The organism is Microbacterium sp. MYb64 (genome assembly GCF_002979495.1).
GTDB lineage: Bacteria > Actinomycetota > Actinomycetes > Actinomycetales > Microbacteriaceae > Microbacterium > Microbacterium azadirachtae_A.
This window is the reverse complement of record NZ_PCOW01000006.1, coordinates 17912-33498: the sequence shown is the minus strand read 5'-3', so window position 1 is coordinate 33498 and position 15587 is coordinate 17912. Positions and strand designations below refer to the sequence as shown.

The 15587-nt window shown below is 70.4% G+C and carries 15 protein-coding genes; 3 read left to right on the top strand and 12 right to left on the bottom strand.

Translation table 11 applies throughout. From position 1 onward, the window contains the following. Positions 1-157: 157 nt before the first annotated feature. The gene (locus CQ044_RS07570) at positions 158-1561 is read right to left on the bottom strand and encodes an aspartate aminotransferase family protein (protein WP_105687900.1); all 1404 of its coding nucleotides are present in this window, start codon (positions 1559-1561) and stop codon (positions 158-160) included. A gap of 20 nt (positions 1562-1581) precedes the next feature. Continuing rightward, positions 1582-3081, bottom strand: coding sequence for a CoA-acylating methylmalonate-semialdehyde dehydrogenase (locus CQ044_RS07565; protein WP_105687899.1), 1500 nt, complete (start codon positions 3079-3081; stop codon positions 1582-1584). 111 nt (positions 3082-3192) lie between these two features. Between CQ044_RS07565 and CQ044_RS07560 the strand changes: the two genes are divergently transcribed. Next, positions 3193-4785, top strand: a complete 1593-nt coding sequence (locus CQ044_RS07560; protein WP_258133196.1) for a PucR family transcriptional regulator — start codon at positions 3193-3195, stop codon at positions 4783-4785. Positions 4786-4814: 29 nt separating this feature from the next. Here the strand turns inward: CQ044_RS07560 and CQ044_RS07555 are convergent, their stop codons facing one another. From CQ044_RS07555 to CQ044_RS07540, 4 genes are all read right to left on the bottom strand, one after another. Then, a complete protein-coding gene (locus tag CQ044_RS07555) occupies positions 4815-5240 on the bottom strand; it encodes a VOC family protein (RefSeq protein WP_045271574.1) in 426 nt (141 codons plus the stop codon). 131 nt (positions 5241-5371) lie between these two features. Further along, the gene (locus CQ044_RS07550) at positions 5372-5716 is read right to left on the bottom strand and encodes a cupin domain-containing protein (protein ID WP_105687898.1); all 345 of its coding nucleotides are present in this window, start codon (positions 5714-5716) and stop codon (positions 5372-5374) included. After that, positions 5713-7107, bottom strand: coding sequence for an FAD-binding oxidoreductase (locus tag CQ044_RS07545; RefSeq protein WP_105687897.1), 1395 nt, complete (start codon positions 7105-7107; stop codon positions 5713-5715). Before CQ044_RS07545 ends, CQ044_RS07550 begins: the two co-directional genes overlap by 4 nt. Before the next feature lie 104 nt (positions 7108-7211). Continuing rightward, entirely contained in the window at positions 7212-7679 is a 468-nt protein-coding gene (locus tag CQ044_RS07540; protein ID WP_045271571.1) for an Lrp/AsnC family transcriptional regulator, read from the bottom strand. A gap of 100 nt (positions 7680-7779) precedes the next feature. Here CQ044_RS07540 and CQ044_RS07535 point away from each other — a divergent pair, with 100 nt between their 5' ends. After that, positions 7780-9228 (top strand): aminobutyraldehyde dehydrogenase, encoded by a 1449-nt coding sequence (locus tag CQ044_RS07535; protein ID WP_105687896.1) that lies wholly within the window; start codon positions 7780-7782, stop codon positions 9226-9228. A gap of 157 nt (positions 9229-9385) precedes the next feature. Further along, positions 9386-10177 carry an alpha/beta hydrolase gene (locus tag CQ044_RS07530; protein WP_105687895.1) on the top strand — a complete coding sequence of 264 codons (792 nt, stop codon included), beginning with the start codon at positions 9386-9388 and terminating at the stop codon, positions 10175-10177. A 77-nt stretch (positions 10178-10254) separates the two neighbouring features. On the opposite strand, the gene CQ044_RS07525 is transcribed toward CQ044_RS07530, so the two are convergent. The 6 genes from CQ044_RS07525 to CQ044_RS07500 all read right to left on the bottom strand — a co-directional run bounded on the left by CQ044_RS07525 (position 10255) and on the right by CQ044_RS07500 (position 15565). Beyond that, complete coding sequence (locus tag CQ044_RS07525) at positions 10255-11172, bottom strand: ABC transporter substrate-binding protein (RefSeq protein ID WP_105687894.1); 918 nt, start codon at positions 11170-11172, stop codon at positions 10255-10257. Positions 11173-11279: 107 nt separating this feature from the next. Beyond that, positions 11280-12014 (bottom strand): ABC transporter permease, encoded by a 735-nt coding sequence (locus tag CQ044_RS07520; protein WP_105687893.1) that lies wholly within the window; start codon positions 12012-12014, stop codon positions 11280-11282. Further along, positions 12011-12697: an ABC transporter permease gene (locus tag CQ044_RS07515; protein ID WP_105687892.1), complete on the bottom strand. Its 687-nt coding sequence runs from the start codon at positions 12695-12697 to the stop codon at positions 12011-12013. The genes CQ044_RS07520 and CQ044_RS07515 overlap by 4 nt, the downstream gene beginning before the upstream one ends. Before the next feature lies 1 nt (position 12698). Further along, on the bottom strand, positions 12699-13586 hold the full coding sequence (locus CQ044_RS07510) for an ABC transporter ATP-binding protein (protein WP_045271564.1): 888 nt from the start codon (positions 13584-13586) through the stop codon (positions 12699-12701). Between the two features lie 14 nt (positions 13587-13600). Further along, the gene (locus CQ044_RS07505; protein WP_105687891.1) at positions 13601-13933 is read right to left on the bottom strand and encodes a DUF427 domain-containing protein; all 333 of its coding nucleotides are present in this window, start codon (positions 13931-13933) and stop codon (positions 13601-13603) included. Positions 13934-14146: 213 nt separating this feature from the next. Next, positions 14147-15565: an NAD(P)/FAD-dependent oxidoreductase gene (locus tag CQ044_RS07500; RefSeq protein WP_105687890.1), complete on the bottom strand. Its 1419-nt coding sequence runs from the start codon at positions 15563-15565 to the stop codon at positions 14147-14149. Between the last annotated feature and the right edge of the window lie 22 nt (positions 15566-15587).

The window sequence follows — 15587 nt, the reverse complement described above, 5'->3', positions numbered from 1 at the left end:
ACGTCGAATCACGCCCCAAACCGGAGATGGACCAGCCCCAAACCGGAGATGGACCAGCCCCAAAACGGGAGCCAGCCCCAAAACGGGAGAAGGCCCTCCCCGAACCGAACGGATCCCGCCCCAAGACGGGACGGGATCCGGAGCAGCTCCGCGCGGCTCAGTCGGTGTGCGAGTCCGCGACGTCGAGGGCCTCGTCGAGCACGGCGAGACCGCGGACCAGCTCGTCCTCGGTGATCACGAGGGGCGGCGCGACGTGCATGCGGTTGAAGTGCGTGAACGGCCACACGCCGCCCTTCTTCGCCGCCGCGGCGAACGCGCCCATCGGCGCCGCATCGGCGCCGGCCGCATTGAACGGCACGAGCGGCTCGCGGGTCTTCTTCGAGCGCACGAGCTCGACAGCCCAGAACAGGCCCTGTCCGCGCACCTCGCCGACGCTCGGGTGCTTCTCGGCCCAGGCCTCGAGCGTGGGCTGCACGATCCGGGCGCCGAGGTCGCGCACGCGCTCCAGGATCCCGTCGCGGCGGAACACCTCGAACGTCGCGACTCCGGCCGCGCAGGCCAGCGGGTGGCCGGAGTACGTGAGCCCGCCCGCGAAGGACACGTTGTCGAACGCCGCGGCGATCCGGTCGGAGATCACGACGCCGCCGAGCGGCACGTAGCCCGAGTTCACGCCCTTCGCGAAGGTGATGAGATCCGGCTTGGCGTCGAACGCGTCGATGCCGAACCACTCGCCGAGCCGGCCGAAGCCGACCATGACCTCGTCCGCGATGTACACGATGCCGTAGCGGTCGCACAGGTCGCGCACGCCCTGCAGATAGCCCGGCGGCGGTACGAGCACGCCGTTCGTGCCGACGACCGTCTCGATGATGATCGCGGCGATCGTGTTCGGGCCCTCGAGCTGGATCGTCTGCTCGAGGTGCTCGAGAGCGCGCTGCGACTCCTCGGCCAGCGTCGTCGAGTGGAACGCGGTGCGGTACAGGTACGGGCCGAAGAACCGCACCGTGCCGTTGTCGACCGAGTCGTTCGCCCAGCGCCGCGGGTCGCCGGTCAGCGAGATCGCCGTCGCCGTGGAGCCGTGGTAGCTGCGGTACATCGACAGCACCTTGCGGCGCCCGGTCGCGGTGCGCGCCATGCGCACCGCATACTCGTTCGCGTCGGCGCCGCCGTTCGTGAAGAACACCTTCTCCATGCCCTCGGGCGCGACCTCGGCGATCAGCCGGGCCAACTCGCCGCGCACGTCGTTCGCGATCGACGGCTGGATGGTCGCCAGGCGACCCGCCTGCTGCTGGATCGCGGCGACGAGATCGGGCTGCTGGTGACCCAGGTTGAGGTTCACGAGCTGGCTCGAGAAGTCGAGATAGGCGTTGCCCTGGTAGTCCCAGAACGTGGATCCCTCGCCCGCCGCGACGGGTACAGGATCGATGAGCGCCTGCGCGCTCCAGGAGTGGAACACGTGCGCGCGGTCGTCAGCGCGCACCTGCGCCTCGGCCTCGGAAGCCGGCAGCGCGTGCACAGCGCCGTGCCGGTCGGTGAGGCGAGCGGTGTCGGTGAGGGTGCTCATGGTCTCGGATCCTTTCCGCGTCAGTGGTTGCTCGGGAAGCCCAGGTCCACCTGCGCCGGCGTGTTGTCGGGCCAGCGCGTGGTGACGACCTTGGAGCGCGTGTAGAAGTGGACCGACTCGGGGCCGTAGATGTGCGAGTCGCCGAAGAGCGACGCCTTCCAGCCGCCGAACGAGAACGCCCCCACCGGGACGGGGATCGGCACGTTGACGCCGACCATGCCGACCTCGATGTCGAACTCGAACTGGCGGGCGGTGCCCCCGTCGCGGGTGAAGATCGCGACGCCGTTGCCGAACTGGTGGGCGTTCACGAGCTCCACGGCCTCCGCGTAGCTGTCGACCCGGACGACGCCGAGCACCGGGCCGAAGATCTCGTCCTCGTAGAGCTTCATGCCGGGCTTCACGCCGTCGATGAGGCTGATGCCGGTGAAGAAGCCGTTCTCGTCGAGACGCTCGCCGGCGGCGATGCGCTTCGTGCCGTCGATGAGCACCGTGGCGCCCTCGCCCGCGGCTCCCGTGACGTACGACTCGACGCGGTCGCGGTGCTCGCGGGTGATCAGCGGGCCCATCTCGCTCGCGGCGTCGGTGCCGTCGCCGATGCGCAGGTTCTGCACCTTCTCGGTGATCGACGCGATCAGCGGATCCGCGATCTCGCCCACGGCGACCAGCACCGAGACGGCCATGCAGCGCTCGCCGGCCGAGCCGTAGGCGGCGGAGACCGCGGCGGCTGCGGCGCCGTCGATGTCGGCGTCGGGCATGACCACCATGTGGTTCTTCGCGCCGCCGAGGGCCTGCACGCGCTTGCCGTTCGCCGAGGCGCGCTCGTAGATCGACTTCGCGATCGGGGTGGATCCGACGAAGCTGACCGCCTTGACGTCCGGCGAGTCGAGCAGGGTGTCGACAGCGACCTTGTCGCCGTTGACGACGTTGAGCACGCCATCGGGCAGCCCTGCCTCCTGGAAGGCCTTCGCGAGCCAGATCGCCGCGGACGGGTCCTTCTCGCTCGGCTTCAGCACGACCGTGTTGCCGCAGGCGATCGCCGAGGCGACCATCCACAGCGGGACCATGACGGGGAAGTTGAAAGGCGTGATGCAGGCGACGACGCCGACCGGCTGCTTGACCGAGTGCACGTCGACGCCGCGCGCGACCTGCTCGGCGCGCTCGCCCTTGAGCAGGTGGACGAGACCGGCCGCGAACTCGACGTTCTCGATGCCGCGGGAGACCTCGCCGGCCGCATCGGAGAGCACCTTCCCGTGCTCGCTCGTGACGATCGCGGCCAGCTCGGGCGTCCGCTCGGCGAGGATCTGGCGGAGGCGGAAGAACACGTCGGCGCGCTTGATGAGGCTCGTCGCGCGCCAGGCCCGCAGCGCGGCCTTGGCTGCTGCGATGGCCTGCTCGACCTCGGCGGCGCTCGCGAAGGCGACGGTGCGGTGGGCCTCGCCGGTCGCAGGGTTGTACACCGGGCCGGTGCGCTCGGTCTCGCCGGTGTCGGCGCCGTCGATGAAGTGGCGGATCACAGTCACGTGATGCTCCTCGGGTCAGGGATTCGGGGACTCAGGACGCGGATCCGGACACTCTGATCGGACGCGTCCGCGGGCTTGCTCTCCCATGCTGGCAAAGGGGAGGATGGATCCGTGCCCGCAGATCGTCTCGACTTCCCCGCCGATCGGACAGATCGTCCGAACCGCTCGCCTCGCGCGCCAGACCGGTCCCTGAGCGAGCGAAGCGAGACGAAGGGCGACCCCGGGCTCCCGACCGTCGCAGACGCTCTCGTGGTCGCCTCGCTGCAGGCCGGGATCCCCGAGGTGCTGGCCGGATCCGTCGAGGTGCCGGTGCGCTGGGTGCACGTGTCGGACAGCGAGCGGGTCGCCGCCCTGCTCGACGGCGGGGAGCTGTTGCTCACGACGGGCGCCGGCTGGCCCGGTGCGGCCGATGCGCTCACCCGGCTCGTCGACGAGCTGGCCGATGCGGGCCTCGCCGGCATCGTGCTGGAGCTCGGCACCCGGTTCGCGGTGGTGCCGCCACCACTGGTCGCCGCATGCCGCGCGCGGGACCTCGCGCTCGTGACCCTCGACCGCGAGGTGAAGTTCGTCGCGGTCACCGAGGAGGTGCACCGCCGCATCATCGCCGGGCAGGTCGAGGCGCTGCAGGAGCGGCAGCGGCTGCACGAGCTGTTCACCGGGCTGAGCCTGCGCGGAGCGCCGGTCGAGGTGGTCGTGCGGGAGACCGCGCGAGCGCTGCGGGCGCCGGTCGTGCTGGAGGACCTCGCGCACGAGGTCGTGGTCGCCGACCCGTTCGACCTCGCCGAGGCGGAGGTGCTCGACGGCTGGCCCGGTCGGTCGCGTCGGCTGCCGCCGGAGTGGACGCGCGTGCCGGTCGCCGCCCGCGGCACGCGCTGGGGCGAGCTGATCGCGCTGCCAGGACCACCGCACCCCGCGGGGCCGGCGACCGTGCTCGAGCAGGCCGCCACGGCGCTCGCGCTCTCGCGGCTCGCGGACGGCGAGGGGGCCTGGGCGCGGTTGCGCGCGGAGGGACTGATCGCCGCGCTGCTCGGCGAGCGGTACGTGACGGTCGCCGACGTCGAGGCGCGCCTGGAGGCTTCGGGGTTCCCCGTGCGCGGGCGCGCGCTGTACGTGGCCGTGTCGACGGCCGGTGTGTCGGGGCCACGGGCCGCAGAGGCGAACGCGGACGCGGACGGACGGACCGTCGCCGACGTCCGCACCCTGACCGCCGAAGTCGGATCCGAGCGGATCCTGCTCGTGTCGCTGCCCGCGGGTGCGCGGCTGCCGGATCCGCTCGTCGCGGACCTGGATCCGGGCGCCGTCAGCGATCCCGCCGCGACGACGGCCGAGCTGCTCGCCGCGATCCCCGTCGTGCGGCGCCTCGCCCGCCAGGCCGCGCCCGGATCCGTGCTGCGCGTCGCCGACCGCCCCCTCGCGCGCCTCGCCGCCGAGCTCAGCGGCGATCACCGGCTCCAGGAGCACAGTGCGCGGCTGCTCGCGCCGCTCATCCGCCACGACGACGCCACGGACGGCGACCTGCTCAGGGTGCTGCGCGCCGTGGTCGCGCACCCGGGGAACCGCACCGCCGCGGCGACCGCCTCGCACCTGTCCCGCTCGGTCTTCTACCAGCGCCTCGCCCTCATCGCGGATCTGCTCGGCGCCGATCTCGACGACGGCGAGACGCTGTCGGCCCTGCACCTGGCACTGCTCGCCCACGGGCGGTGACGGACCGAGGTCACCGCCCGCGCCCCGACTCAGCCGGCCGCGCGCGCCCCGCCCATCACACGCTCCATCATCTCGGGCGACGGTTCGCCGATCGCGATGATGTTGTCCTCGGTGTCGCTGAACCACGCACCGCGCTCGCCTCCGAGATCCGCGATCCCGTCGACGGTCTTCAAACCAGGGAAGTCGTACTCGTGGAACTCGACCCCTCGCGAGCGCAGCTCCGCCACGTCGCGGTCGATGTCGTCGGTCACGAGATTGAGTGCGGTGTTCTTGGCCGTGCCGGCGAAGTCGGTGCGGTACACCAGCACGACGGCGCCCCCGACGTCGTAGAACAGGTTCTCCGATTCGGCGTCCGTGTAGATCGGGTCGCGATCGAGCACGTCGTGCCACCAGCGCTTGGCGCGATCGAGGTCCGTGACCGGAAGGACGGCCGTCGCCATGAGTTTCTCGAACATGATGAGCCCCAGCCCAGGGGGTTGTCATCCCCGCGTCGGTAGCGCAACGCCGCGCCGCCTGGGCGCGCGGATGAGGTCCCCGCGCTGAGTCTATTCCTGCGCCCGCCGTCGGAGAAGACCTCCCGGAGGAGTCAGGCGATGTACACCTTGCGCAGGGTCTCCGTCACGGTCCAGGTGGTCCGCATGCCCTCGGCGAGACGCACGACGGATCCGGGACCGACCTCGAGATCCGGCAATGCCGGATCCTCGAAGACGACGGTCGCCCGCCCGGAGAGCACGACGAAGAGCTCGTCGACCTCGGTGTCGCACGCAGTGCCCGGCGTCATCTCCCAGATGCCGATCTCACGATCGCCGGTGTCGTCGAGCACCGCGATCGCCGTGGTCGGAGCGCCGGCCACGACCTCGTCCGCGGGCAGCGGCTCGTGCGCGAGGACGAGGTCGACCACCGCGGTGCCGGCGGCGGGCAGGGCGGTCACGAGTCGAACCCCATGCCGACGGCGTCGAGCGTCTTCAGGAACAGGTTGCGCCTGCCCTGGTTGTGGTCCGCCTGGTTCATCGCCGAGCGCACGAGGTTGACCCCGATCGAGGCCGCCGGCTCCGGCGGGAACGGGATGGGCTTCGTGCGCACCATCTCCAGCTGGGTGCGCTCCGTCGTGAGCCCTGCGAGCTCGTCGAGCATGACGTCGGCCGCGAACCGGGTCGCGCCCACGCCGAGGCCGGTGAAGCCGGTCGCGTACGCGACGCGACCTCCGCGCGCGGTGCCGAAGAACGCGCAGAACCGGCTGCACGAGTCGATCGCGCCGGCCCAGCGGTGCGTGAAGCGCAGGCCCTCGAGCTGCGGGAACGTGGTGAAGAAGTGCGAAGCGAGCCGCCGGAAGCTCTCGGGCCGCTCCTCGTACTCCTCGCGCACCTTGCCGCCGAAGTGGTAGACCGCGTCGTAGCCGCCGAACAGGATCCGGTTGTCGGCGCTCAGCCGGTAGTAGTGGAACTGGTTCGCGCTGTCGGCGAGGCCCTGACGGTTCTTCCAGCCGATCGCGTCGTACTGCTCGGCCGTGAGCGGCTCGGTCATGAGCGCGTAGTCGTACACGGGCACGGTCATGAGGCGGTTGCGCTTGAGCAGGGAGGGGAACACGTTCGTGGCGAGCGCGACCTGGTCGGCGACGACGGAGCCGTTCTCCGCCGTCAGGGTCTGCACGCCCTTGCCGTTCAGGCCCGTGACGCGGGTGCGCTCGAAGATCCGCACGCCGAGCTCAGTGGCGACCCGTGCGAGCTCGAACACGAGCTTGGCCGGGTGCACCATCGCGCATCCGGTGCGATCCCAGGATCCGGCGAGGTAGGTGGGCGAGGCGACCTCGGCCCGGACGGCGGACTCGTCGAGGAAGTCGTCGCCCTCCATCCATTCGATCTGATGCGGCTCGACGGCCACGGCCATCTGGCCCGTGCGCTCCCAGTCCACATCCATGCCGTAGCGCTCGACCGTGTCCTGGATGCCGTCGAGGTTCTCGAGCCCGAGACGCTCGAGCTGCTCCATCTCGTCGGGCCAGCGGTTCGTGCCGTTCTCTTCGCCGTGCGTGAGGCTCGCCTCGCAGAACCCGCCGTTGCGGCCGGATGCCGCCCAGCCCACCCGGTTGGCCTCGAGCAGCACGACGGAGCGCTGGGGGTCCCGCTCCTTGGCGCGGATCGCGGTCCACAGCCCCGCGTATCCGCCGCCGACGATCGCGAGATCGGCGCGCACCTCACCCGACAGCGTCGGGTAGGAGGGGCGCTCGATGTCGTCGATCCAGAACGCGGCGTGCGCGGTGTTCTCGAGAGAGCGCTCGATGACCGAGGCGCTCGGCTGCCGTCGTTCGAAGACGGTCGTTCCCATGATGATTCCTTGTCCGGGATGGTGGGTGGTCTTTCGCGGGGCGCGACGCAACGCCCCTGGCGCCGCCGTGCGGCCGGGTTCTGGAGGGCAGAAGGCTCAGCGGATCAGCGCGTGCCCCAGTTGTAGAGGTCCTTGTGGAGCCCTGCGTAGAGGAAACACTCGGTGTGCGAGACGCCCTCGATGGTGCGGATCCGGGTCGCGATCAGCTCGAGCAGATCCTCGTCGCTCTCGCAGATGGCCTCCGCGAGGATGTCGAAGGATCCGAGCGTCACGTTGACATATGCGATCTCGGGAATATTCGCGATCGCCTCCGCGGCGACTCGCGGATCCCCATCGACGCGGATGCCCAGCATCGCCATGCGGGAGAATCCGAGTTGGCGAGGATCGGTCACCGCGACGATCTGCACCACACCGCTGTCGGTGAGACGCTGCACGCGCTGACGCACGGCCGCCTCGCTGAGTCCCACGGCGCGGCCGATCTCGGCGTAGGGCCGACGGCCGTCCTCCTGCAGCAGTTCGATGATCCGCTTCGAGACGTCGTCCAGCACCGGCACCTTCGGCTTGTCGCTCATGTGACGATCTTGACATTCCCGACGGCACTCTGCAACTGATTTCGCAGAATCTGATCCAGATTTCTTCCGATTCCGTCGATTCTCGCCTATTCTTTTCACCATGCAGAGCACACTGTCTGAAACTGCACTGTTGCAGAACTTCATCGGCGGGCGCGCCGTCGCCGCCCACGGCGAGGGCCGCATGGACCTCATCGACCCCGTCACAGAGCAGGTGTACGGCCAGGCCCCGATCTCGGACCAGAGCGACGTCGACGCCGCCTACGCCGCGGCCGCCGCCGCCTTCCCGCTCTGGCGCGACACCACCCCGGCGGCGCGCCAGCTCGCGCTGTTCCGGATCGCCGACGCGATGGCCGCGCGTGCGGAGGAGTTCGCCGATCTGGAGTCGCAGGACACCGGCAAGCCCCGCGCGAACCTCGTGGCCGACGAGATCGACCAGTCCGTCGACCAGTTGCGCTTCTTCGCGGGAGCGGCGCGGAGCCTCGAGGGCCGCGCCGCTGCGGAGTACATGGCGGGGCACACCTCGTACGTGCGGCGCGAGCCGGTCGGCGTGATCGGTCAGGTCACGCCCTGGAACTACCCGCTGAACATGGCCGTGTGGAAGATCGCACCCGCGCTGGCCGCCGGCAACACCGTGGTGCTGAAGCCTGCCGAGGCCACCCCGCTCACGACCCTCCTGCTCGCGGAGATCGTCGCCCAGCACACTCCCGCGGGAACGCTGAACGTCGTGCTCGGCGACCGCAGCACCGGCGCCGCCCTCGTCGCGCACAAGACGCCGCAGATGGTCGCGATCACCGGATCCGTCCGGGCCGGCATGGCCGTCGCCGAGTCGGCCGCGGCCGACGTGAAGCGCGTGCACCTCGAGCTCGGCGGCAAGGCCCCCGCGATCGTGTTCCCCGACGCGTCGATCGAGAAGGCCGCGGAGGGCATCGTGACCGGCGCGTTCTTCAACGCCGGGCAGGACTGCACGGCCGCGACCCGCGTGATCGTGCACGCCTCGGTGCACGACGCTCTCGTGAAGGCCCTCGTCGAGCGGGTGCGCACGCACGCCCGCACCGGCGCACCGCACGAGGAGGGCGTGTTCTTCGGCCCGCTCTCGAGCGCCGCGCAGCTCGCCCAGGTGCAGGGCTTCGTGGACCGCCTGCCCGCGCACGCGACGATCGAGACCGGCGGCACGCGGCAGGGCGACGTCGGCTACTTCTTCGAGCCCACGATCGTCTCCGGCATGCGCCAGGACGACGAGGCCGTGCAGAGCGAGATCTTCGGGCCGGTGCTGACCGTCCAGTCCTTCGAGGACGACGACGAGGCCCTCGGCTACGCGAACGACGTGCCCTTTGCGCTGGCCGCATCCGTGTGGACGAAGGACCACACGCGGTCGCTGCGCTTCTCCCGGGATCTGGACTTCGGCTGCGTGTGGATCAACACGCACATCCCGTTCGTCTCGGACATGCCGCACGGCGGATTCAAGCACTCGGGCTACGGCAAGGACCTGTCGCAGTACGGTTTCGACGACTACACGCGCATCAAGCACGTGATGAGCGCCCTCGACTGACACGGGCAGGGGTGCTACTGTCGCCTACGCCGTGCCGGCGAGAGATGAGGAGGTGATACCCATGAACGATTCGACGTGGGTGCTCCTCCTCGGGGTCACGGTCGGGCGATAGGTCGTCCGGGAGCGCCGTACCAGCGCACTCCCGAAAGGCACGACCATGAACATCACCCCTGAACTGATCTTCACCACAGATAAGCGCACAGCTTCTGAGCAGGCTTCTTCCGCGCCGCAGCTCGACGACATCGCCGAGCGCGACTTCACGCTGGGCGGCATCGACGGCATCCTCTGGACGCCGGGATCCGCCTCCGCCGACCATCCCGTCCCCCTGATCCTGCTCGGGCATCCGAGCGGGCCCGGTCTGGCCCGGATGCGTCCGCGGCTGGAAGGGCGAGCCCGTGCCGCCGCCGAGCTCGGCTTCGCCTCCGTGGCGATCGAGATGCCCGGCAACGGCGCACGACCTCGGCTTGCCGGGCTGGAGAGCGCTCGCGCCGACCTGATGCGGGCGCTCGACGCCGGCGCGCGCCCGAGCGAGGACGTGATCGACCGCCTGGTGCTCCCGCTCGTCGACGAGACGGTGCCCGAATGGCAGGCGACGCTCGACGCGATGCTCGCCCTCCCCGAGATCGGCGGCCCCGTCGCCTACTCGGGCGGCGTGCTCGCGATCGGCATCCGGCTCGCCCTGGTCGAGCCGCGGATCGTGGCCGCCGGCCTGTTCGCAGGCAGCTACGTGCCGTTGAGCATCCTGGACGAGGCCCGGCGGGTCACGATCCCCCTGCACGTGCTGCTGCAGTGGGACGACGAGGGCAACGACCGGCAGCGGTCGCTCGACGTGTTCGACGCGTTCGGATCCGCCGAGAAGACCCTGCAGGCCAACCTCGGCGGGCACACCGGCGTTCCGGCGCACGCCGGGGAGGACGCCGGCAGGTTCTTCGCGCGGCATCTCGGGTAGCCCCGGCGCCTCCGGGGTCGTTGACAAGGACGGCCCCGGGATCGGATCCCGGGGCCGTCCTGATCAGAGATTGGGCGTCAGCTCAGGCCCTGCGCCTTGAGCCAGGCCTTGGCGATGTCCGGAGCCTGCTTCTTGTCCACCGTGCTCTGCACGTTGAGCTTGACGAGCTCCTCCGTGGTCAGCTTGGCGCTGACGGCGTTGATCGCCTTCGAGATCTTGTCGGAGACGGTCGCGCTCGCGATCGGCACGACGTTCGACGACAGGATCATGTTCTTCGGATCCTTGAGGGCGACGAGGTCGCCCTTCTCGAACGCGGGGTCGGCCGAGTAGATGTCCGCCACCTGCACGGTGCCGGCGCGCAGCGCCTCGAGCGTCGTCTGGCCGGTCGCCGAGAACGCCAGGTCGACGCCGTAGTCGGTCTTCGCCGCGGCGGGGCCGTAGGGACGCTTCTCGAACTCGGGCGCGCCACCCACGGTGACCGTGCCGGTCATCTTGGAAAGGTCGGCGATCGAGTCGAGACCGAACTTGTCGGCGATGGACTTGAGCACCGTGTAGGTGTCCTGATCCGCGGCCTTGGCGTAGTCGAGCGCGACGAGGCCCTTCGGGAGGGTCTTCTTGAGCGCCGCGTAGACGTCGTCCGGGCTGTTCGTGTCGGCCTTGCCGCCCAGGTACTCGAGCAGGTTGCCGGTGTACTCGGGGAACAGGCTGATCGCGCCCGACTTCACATCGGGCATGTACGCATCGCGCTGCCCGATGTTGAACTGGCGCTTGACGGTCATACCGTCCTTCTCGAGCGCCTGCGCGTAGATCTCGGCGATGATCTCGTTCGAGTAGTAGGCCTGGGATCCGATCACGATCGTGTCGGAGGATCCGGATCCGCTGCTCTCGCTCGGCTTGTCGAGCGGGTTGCTGGATCCGCACGCGCTGAGTGTGAGCGCGACGGCGACCGCGGCCGTTGCTGCGGCGGCGATCCGGGTGATGCGAGCGGTGAACATGGTGTTCCTCTCTTGGGCGATCTGTGTTCTTGGGCGATCTGTGTTCTTGGGCGATCTGTGTTCTTGGGCGATCTGTGTGTTCTGCGGATGCGGGACGGCGGAGGTGATCAGCTGCGGGCGGCGCGGAGCGCGCGGGCACGGCGTCGGGGTTCGCCCTCGGTGCGCCCGCCGCCCGAGGCCCGCACTCCGGCGGGCACGGCGGCACGCTGTGCGAGCGCGAACACGAGATCGGCGAGCAGGGCGAGGGCGGCCACGAGGAGCGCGCCGGCGAGCACCTGATCGAACTGGTTCAGCTGGATGCCCTGGATGATCGGATAGCCCAGCCCGCCCAGGTTCACCCACCCGGCGATCGTGACGGTGGCGATCACCTGCAGGGTCGCGGCACGGAGGCCGCCGATGAGCAGGGGCAACCCGAGCCGGAACTCGACCTTCCAGAACACCTGCCACGGTGTCATGCCCATCGCCTTGGCCGCGTCGAGGACCCGGGGATCGATCGCCTCGATGCCGATGTAGGCGCCCGCGAGGAGGGAGGGGATCGCGAGGAGCACGAACGTGACCAGTCCCGCGGTGGGGATCTGAAGCACGCCGAACAGCAGCACGAGCAGGATCAGCAGGCCGAACGAGGGGATCGCACGGGCGGCACCCGAGATCGCCACGGCGACCTCCCTGCCGCGACCGGTGTGGCCGATGATCCATCCGGCGGGGACGGCGATGACCGCTGCGACGAGCACCGACGCCACGGTGTAGAGCAGGTGCTGGCCGAGCAGGTTGGGGAGCGCGTAGGTGCCGGTCCACTGCGCGGGATCGAGCAACCACCGGATCGCGTCGATGAAGAGGTTCATACGGCGCCCCCCGCCACGACGGCAGGCCTGGCGCCGAGCGAGGACCGCTTCGGCGCGCGCTGCCACGGCATGAGCACGCGGCCCAGCAGCACGAGCAGCACGTCGACGATGAGCGCGAGCACGACCACCGCGAGCACGCCCGCGAAGACCTCCTCGATGAGCCGGCGGTCCAGCCCGTTGGTGAAGAGATAGCCGAGGTTCGTGACGCCGATCAGCGTTCCGACCGTCGCGAGAGCGATCGTGCTGACCGCGGCCACGCGGATGCCGGCGAGGATCACAGGCCCGGCGAGGGGCAGCTCGACGGTCCAGAACCGGCGGCCGGATCCGTAGCCCATCGCGGTCGCCGCCCGGCGGACGTCGGCATCGACCGAGTCGAGCCCGTCTGCGACCGAACGCACCAGGATCGCGATGTTGTAGATCGTGAGCGCTGCGACGAGGTTCGGCTCGAGCGTCGCCCGGTAGCCGAACAGGGCGGGCATCAGCATGAGCAGCGCCAGCGAGGGGATCGTGTAGAGCAGGCCGGTGAGCACGATGATCGGTCCGCGCACCAGCCGGAACCGCCAGGCGATCCAGCCGAGCGGCACCGAGACGACGACCCCGAGCACGAGCGCGATCAGGCTCTGCCGCAGATGGGTTGCGGTCAGATCGAGGATGAGCCCGAGATTGTCGATGATCCAGGTCATGTCAGTCGGCGGTCCTTGCGTCGACGGAGACCTCATCCGCCGCCCTCGGCGGATGCGCGTCCAGCAGCGAGGCCGGGGACTGCACCAGCGTGCCCTGGGCGCGGCCGTCGGCGTCGACGATCAGCGTGCCGTGCGGGGTCTGCTTCAGGTGCAGCGCGCGCTTTCCGCGGTCGGCGCCGACGAACGCCGCGACGAAGTCGTCGGCCGGGGCGGAGAGGATGTCCTCAGGGGATCCCTTCTGCACGACGCGGGCGGACTTGTCCAGGATCACGATCTGATCGCCGAGGAGGAAAGCCTCCTCGATGTCATGCGTGACGAACACCACCGTCTTGTCGAGTTCGCGCTGCAGGCGCAGCAGCTCCTGCTGCAGCTCCGTGCGCACGATGGGATCCACCGCCCCGAAGGGCTCGTCCATGAGCAGGATGTTCGGATCCGCGGCGAGCCCGCGCGCGACGCCGACGCGCTGCTGCTGCCCGCCGGAGAGCTGACTGGGATAGCGGTCGGCGAGGGCCTGGTCCAGCCCGACGGTGTCGAGCAGCTCTCGCGCGCGGACGTGCGCGTCGCGGCGCGGGGTCCCGTTGAGGCGCAGCACCGTGGCGACATTGTCGATCACGGTGAAGTGCGGCATCAGCCCCGAGTTCTGCATCACGTAGCCGATGCTGCGGCGCAGCGCCACGGGATCCTTGTCGAGCACGCTCTCGCCGTCGATCTCGACGGCGCCGGAGGTGGGCTCGACCATGCGGTTGATCATGCGCAGCAGCGTGGTCTTGCCGGAGCCGGACGAGCCGACCAGGACCGTGGTCTTCCGGGCGGGGATGACCAGGCTGAAGTCGTCGACGGCGCAGGTGCCGTCGGGGAAGGTCTTGGTGACGGAGCGGAATTCGATCATCGGCAGTCCGCCCCTCAGGGGAGCGCCCCCTCCTGCGGAACGACGCCCTCGCGCACCGTCACGGCCGGGGCGAACGCGACGTACCCCGAGAAGTCGACACCGGCGCGCTCGACGGCCTCGGCGGACGGATGGAGGTGAGCCCAGGCCAGATCCTCGTGGTCCTGCTCGCCCACCCGGATCGCGTAGGACTGGCGCTCGCCCTGCCCCGAGGGCGATTCGGACGTGGAGCCGGCCTGCAGCACGCCCTCCGTGATCGACGTCGGCGGGAAGTACCTGTCACCCTCGATGACCACCACGTCGGCGTCATCCGCGTTCGCGATGACGGTTCCTTCGAATACTGCTTGCATGCTCGTCCCTCCGGGGAATCGATGCGACTCGCTTCTTCTCGGCCTGCGGCGTGGCGACACGGCGCGTTACCGACAGTACGCGGGGCCTCCGACATCGGGAACAGCCATGCCGTTCTCCGGATTCCCCCTTTCCCCGGTTCGAAGCGCGCAAATGGCTGGATCCGGGGCCCGGATGGAACCATTTGCGCACTCTGAAACCGGGGAGGGAGTCCGTCAGGCGGACTCGCGGCCGTAGGCCTCGAGGAGGCGCAGCCAGACCTCGCTCATGGTCGGATACGACGGCACCGCGTGCCAGAGCCGAGCGAGCGGGACCTCGCCCGCGACCGCGATCGAGGCGGCGTGGATGAGCTCGGCGACGTCGGGTCCGACCATGGTCACGCCGAGCAGCACCTGCCGGTCCTCGTCGACGACCATGTGGGCGCGGCCCTTGTAGCCGTCGGCGTGCAGCGATGCCCCCGAGACCGAGGAGAACTCGACCTCGACCTCCCGGACACGATGGCCGGCCTCGCGGGCGGCCGCCGCGGTGACGCCCACGGCCGCGACCTCGGGCTCCGAGAACACGACCTGCGGCACCGCGGCATGGTCGGCCGTCGCGACGTGCCGGCCCCAGCGGTCGTCGTCGACCGGCTCGCCCTTCGCGCGTGCAGCGATCACATCGCCCGCGGCCCGGGCCTGGTACTTGCCCTGGTGCGTGAGCAGCACCCGGCCGTTCACGTCGCCGACCGCGTAAAGCCAGTCCACGCCGGGCACGCGCAGGGTGTCGTCAGTGCGGATCGAGCGGCCGGCCGGGAGTCCCACGGTCTCCAGGCCGATGTCGCCGCTGCGGGGCGTTCGTCCGGTCGCGACGAGGATCTCGGCGGCGTGCACATCGCCGCCGTCGGTCGTCACGGTCACCCCGTCGGCATCGCGCGAGACGCTCTCGGTCGCGACGCCCAGGCGCACGTCGACGCCGAGCGCGCGCAGCCCCTCGGCGACGAACTCGCCCGCGAACGGCTCGACGGATCCGAGCAGACCCGTGCGGGCGAGCACCGTGACCTCCGCACCGAGCGAGGCGTAGGCGGTGGCCATCTCGACCGCGACCACCCCGCCGCCGATCACGACGAGCGAGGCCGGGATCTCTTCGGCGCTCGTGGCCTCGCGACTCGTCCAGGGGTTCGCCTCGTGAAGGCCGGGGATCGGCGGGATCGCGGCGTCGGATCCGGTGCTGACCGCGACGGCGTGCCGAGCGGTGAGGGTGCGCACGCTGCCGTCGGGCGTGGTGACGGCGACCTTCCGCTCGCCGCTCAGGCGCCCGTGCCCTCGCACGAGATCGATCCCGGCGGAGCCGAGCCAGGCCACCTGGCCGTCGTCCTGCCAGTGGCTCGTGAACGCGTCGCGCCGGTCGAGCACCGCACGCACGTCGAGCTCACCGGTGATCGCCTCGGCCGCACCGCCGACATGCTGCGCCGCGCGCAGGGCCTGCGGCGAGCGCAGCAGCGCTTTCGACGGCATGCACGCCCAGTACGAGCACTCGCCGCCGACGAGCTCGCTCTCCACGATCACGACGCTGAGCCCGGCCTGCACCGCGCGGTCGGCCACGTTCTCTCCCACGGGGCCGCCGCCCAGCACGATCAGGTCGTATTCGTCGGTCATGCGATCCGCCTCTCGGTCAGGG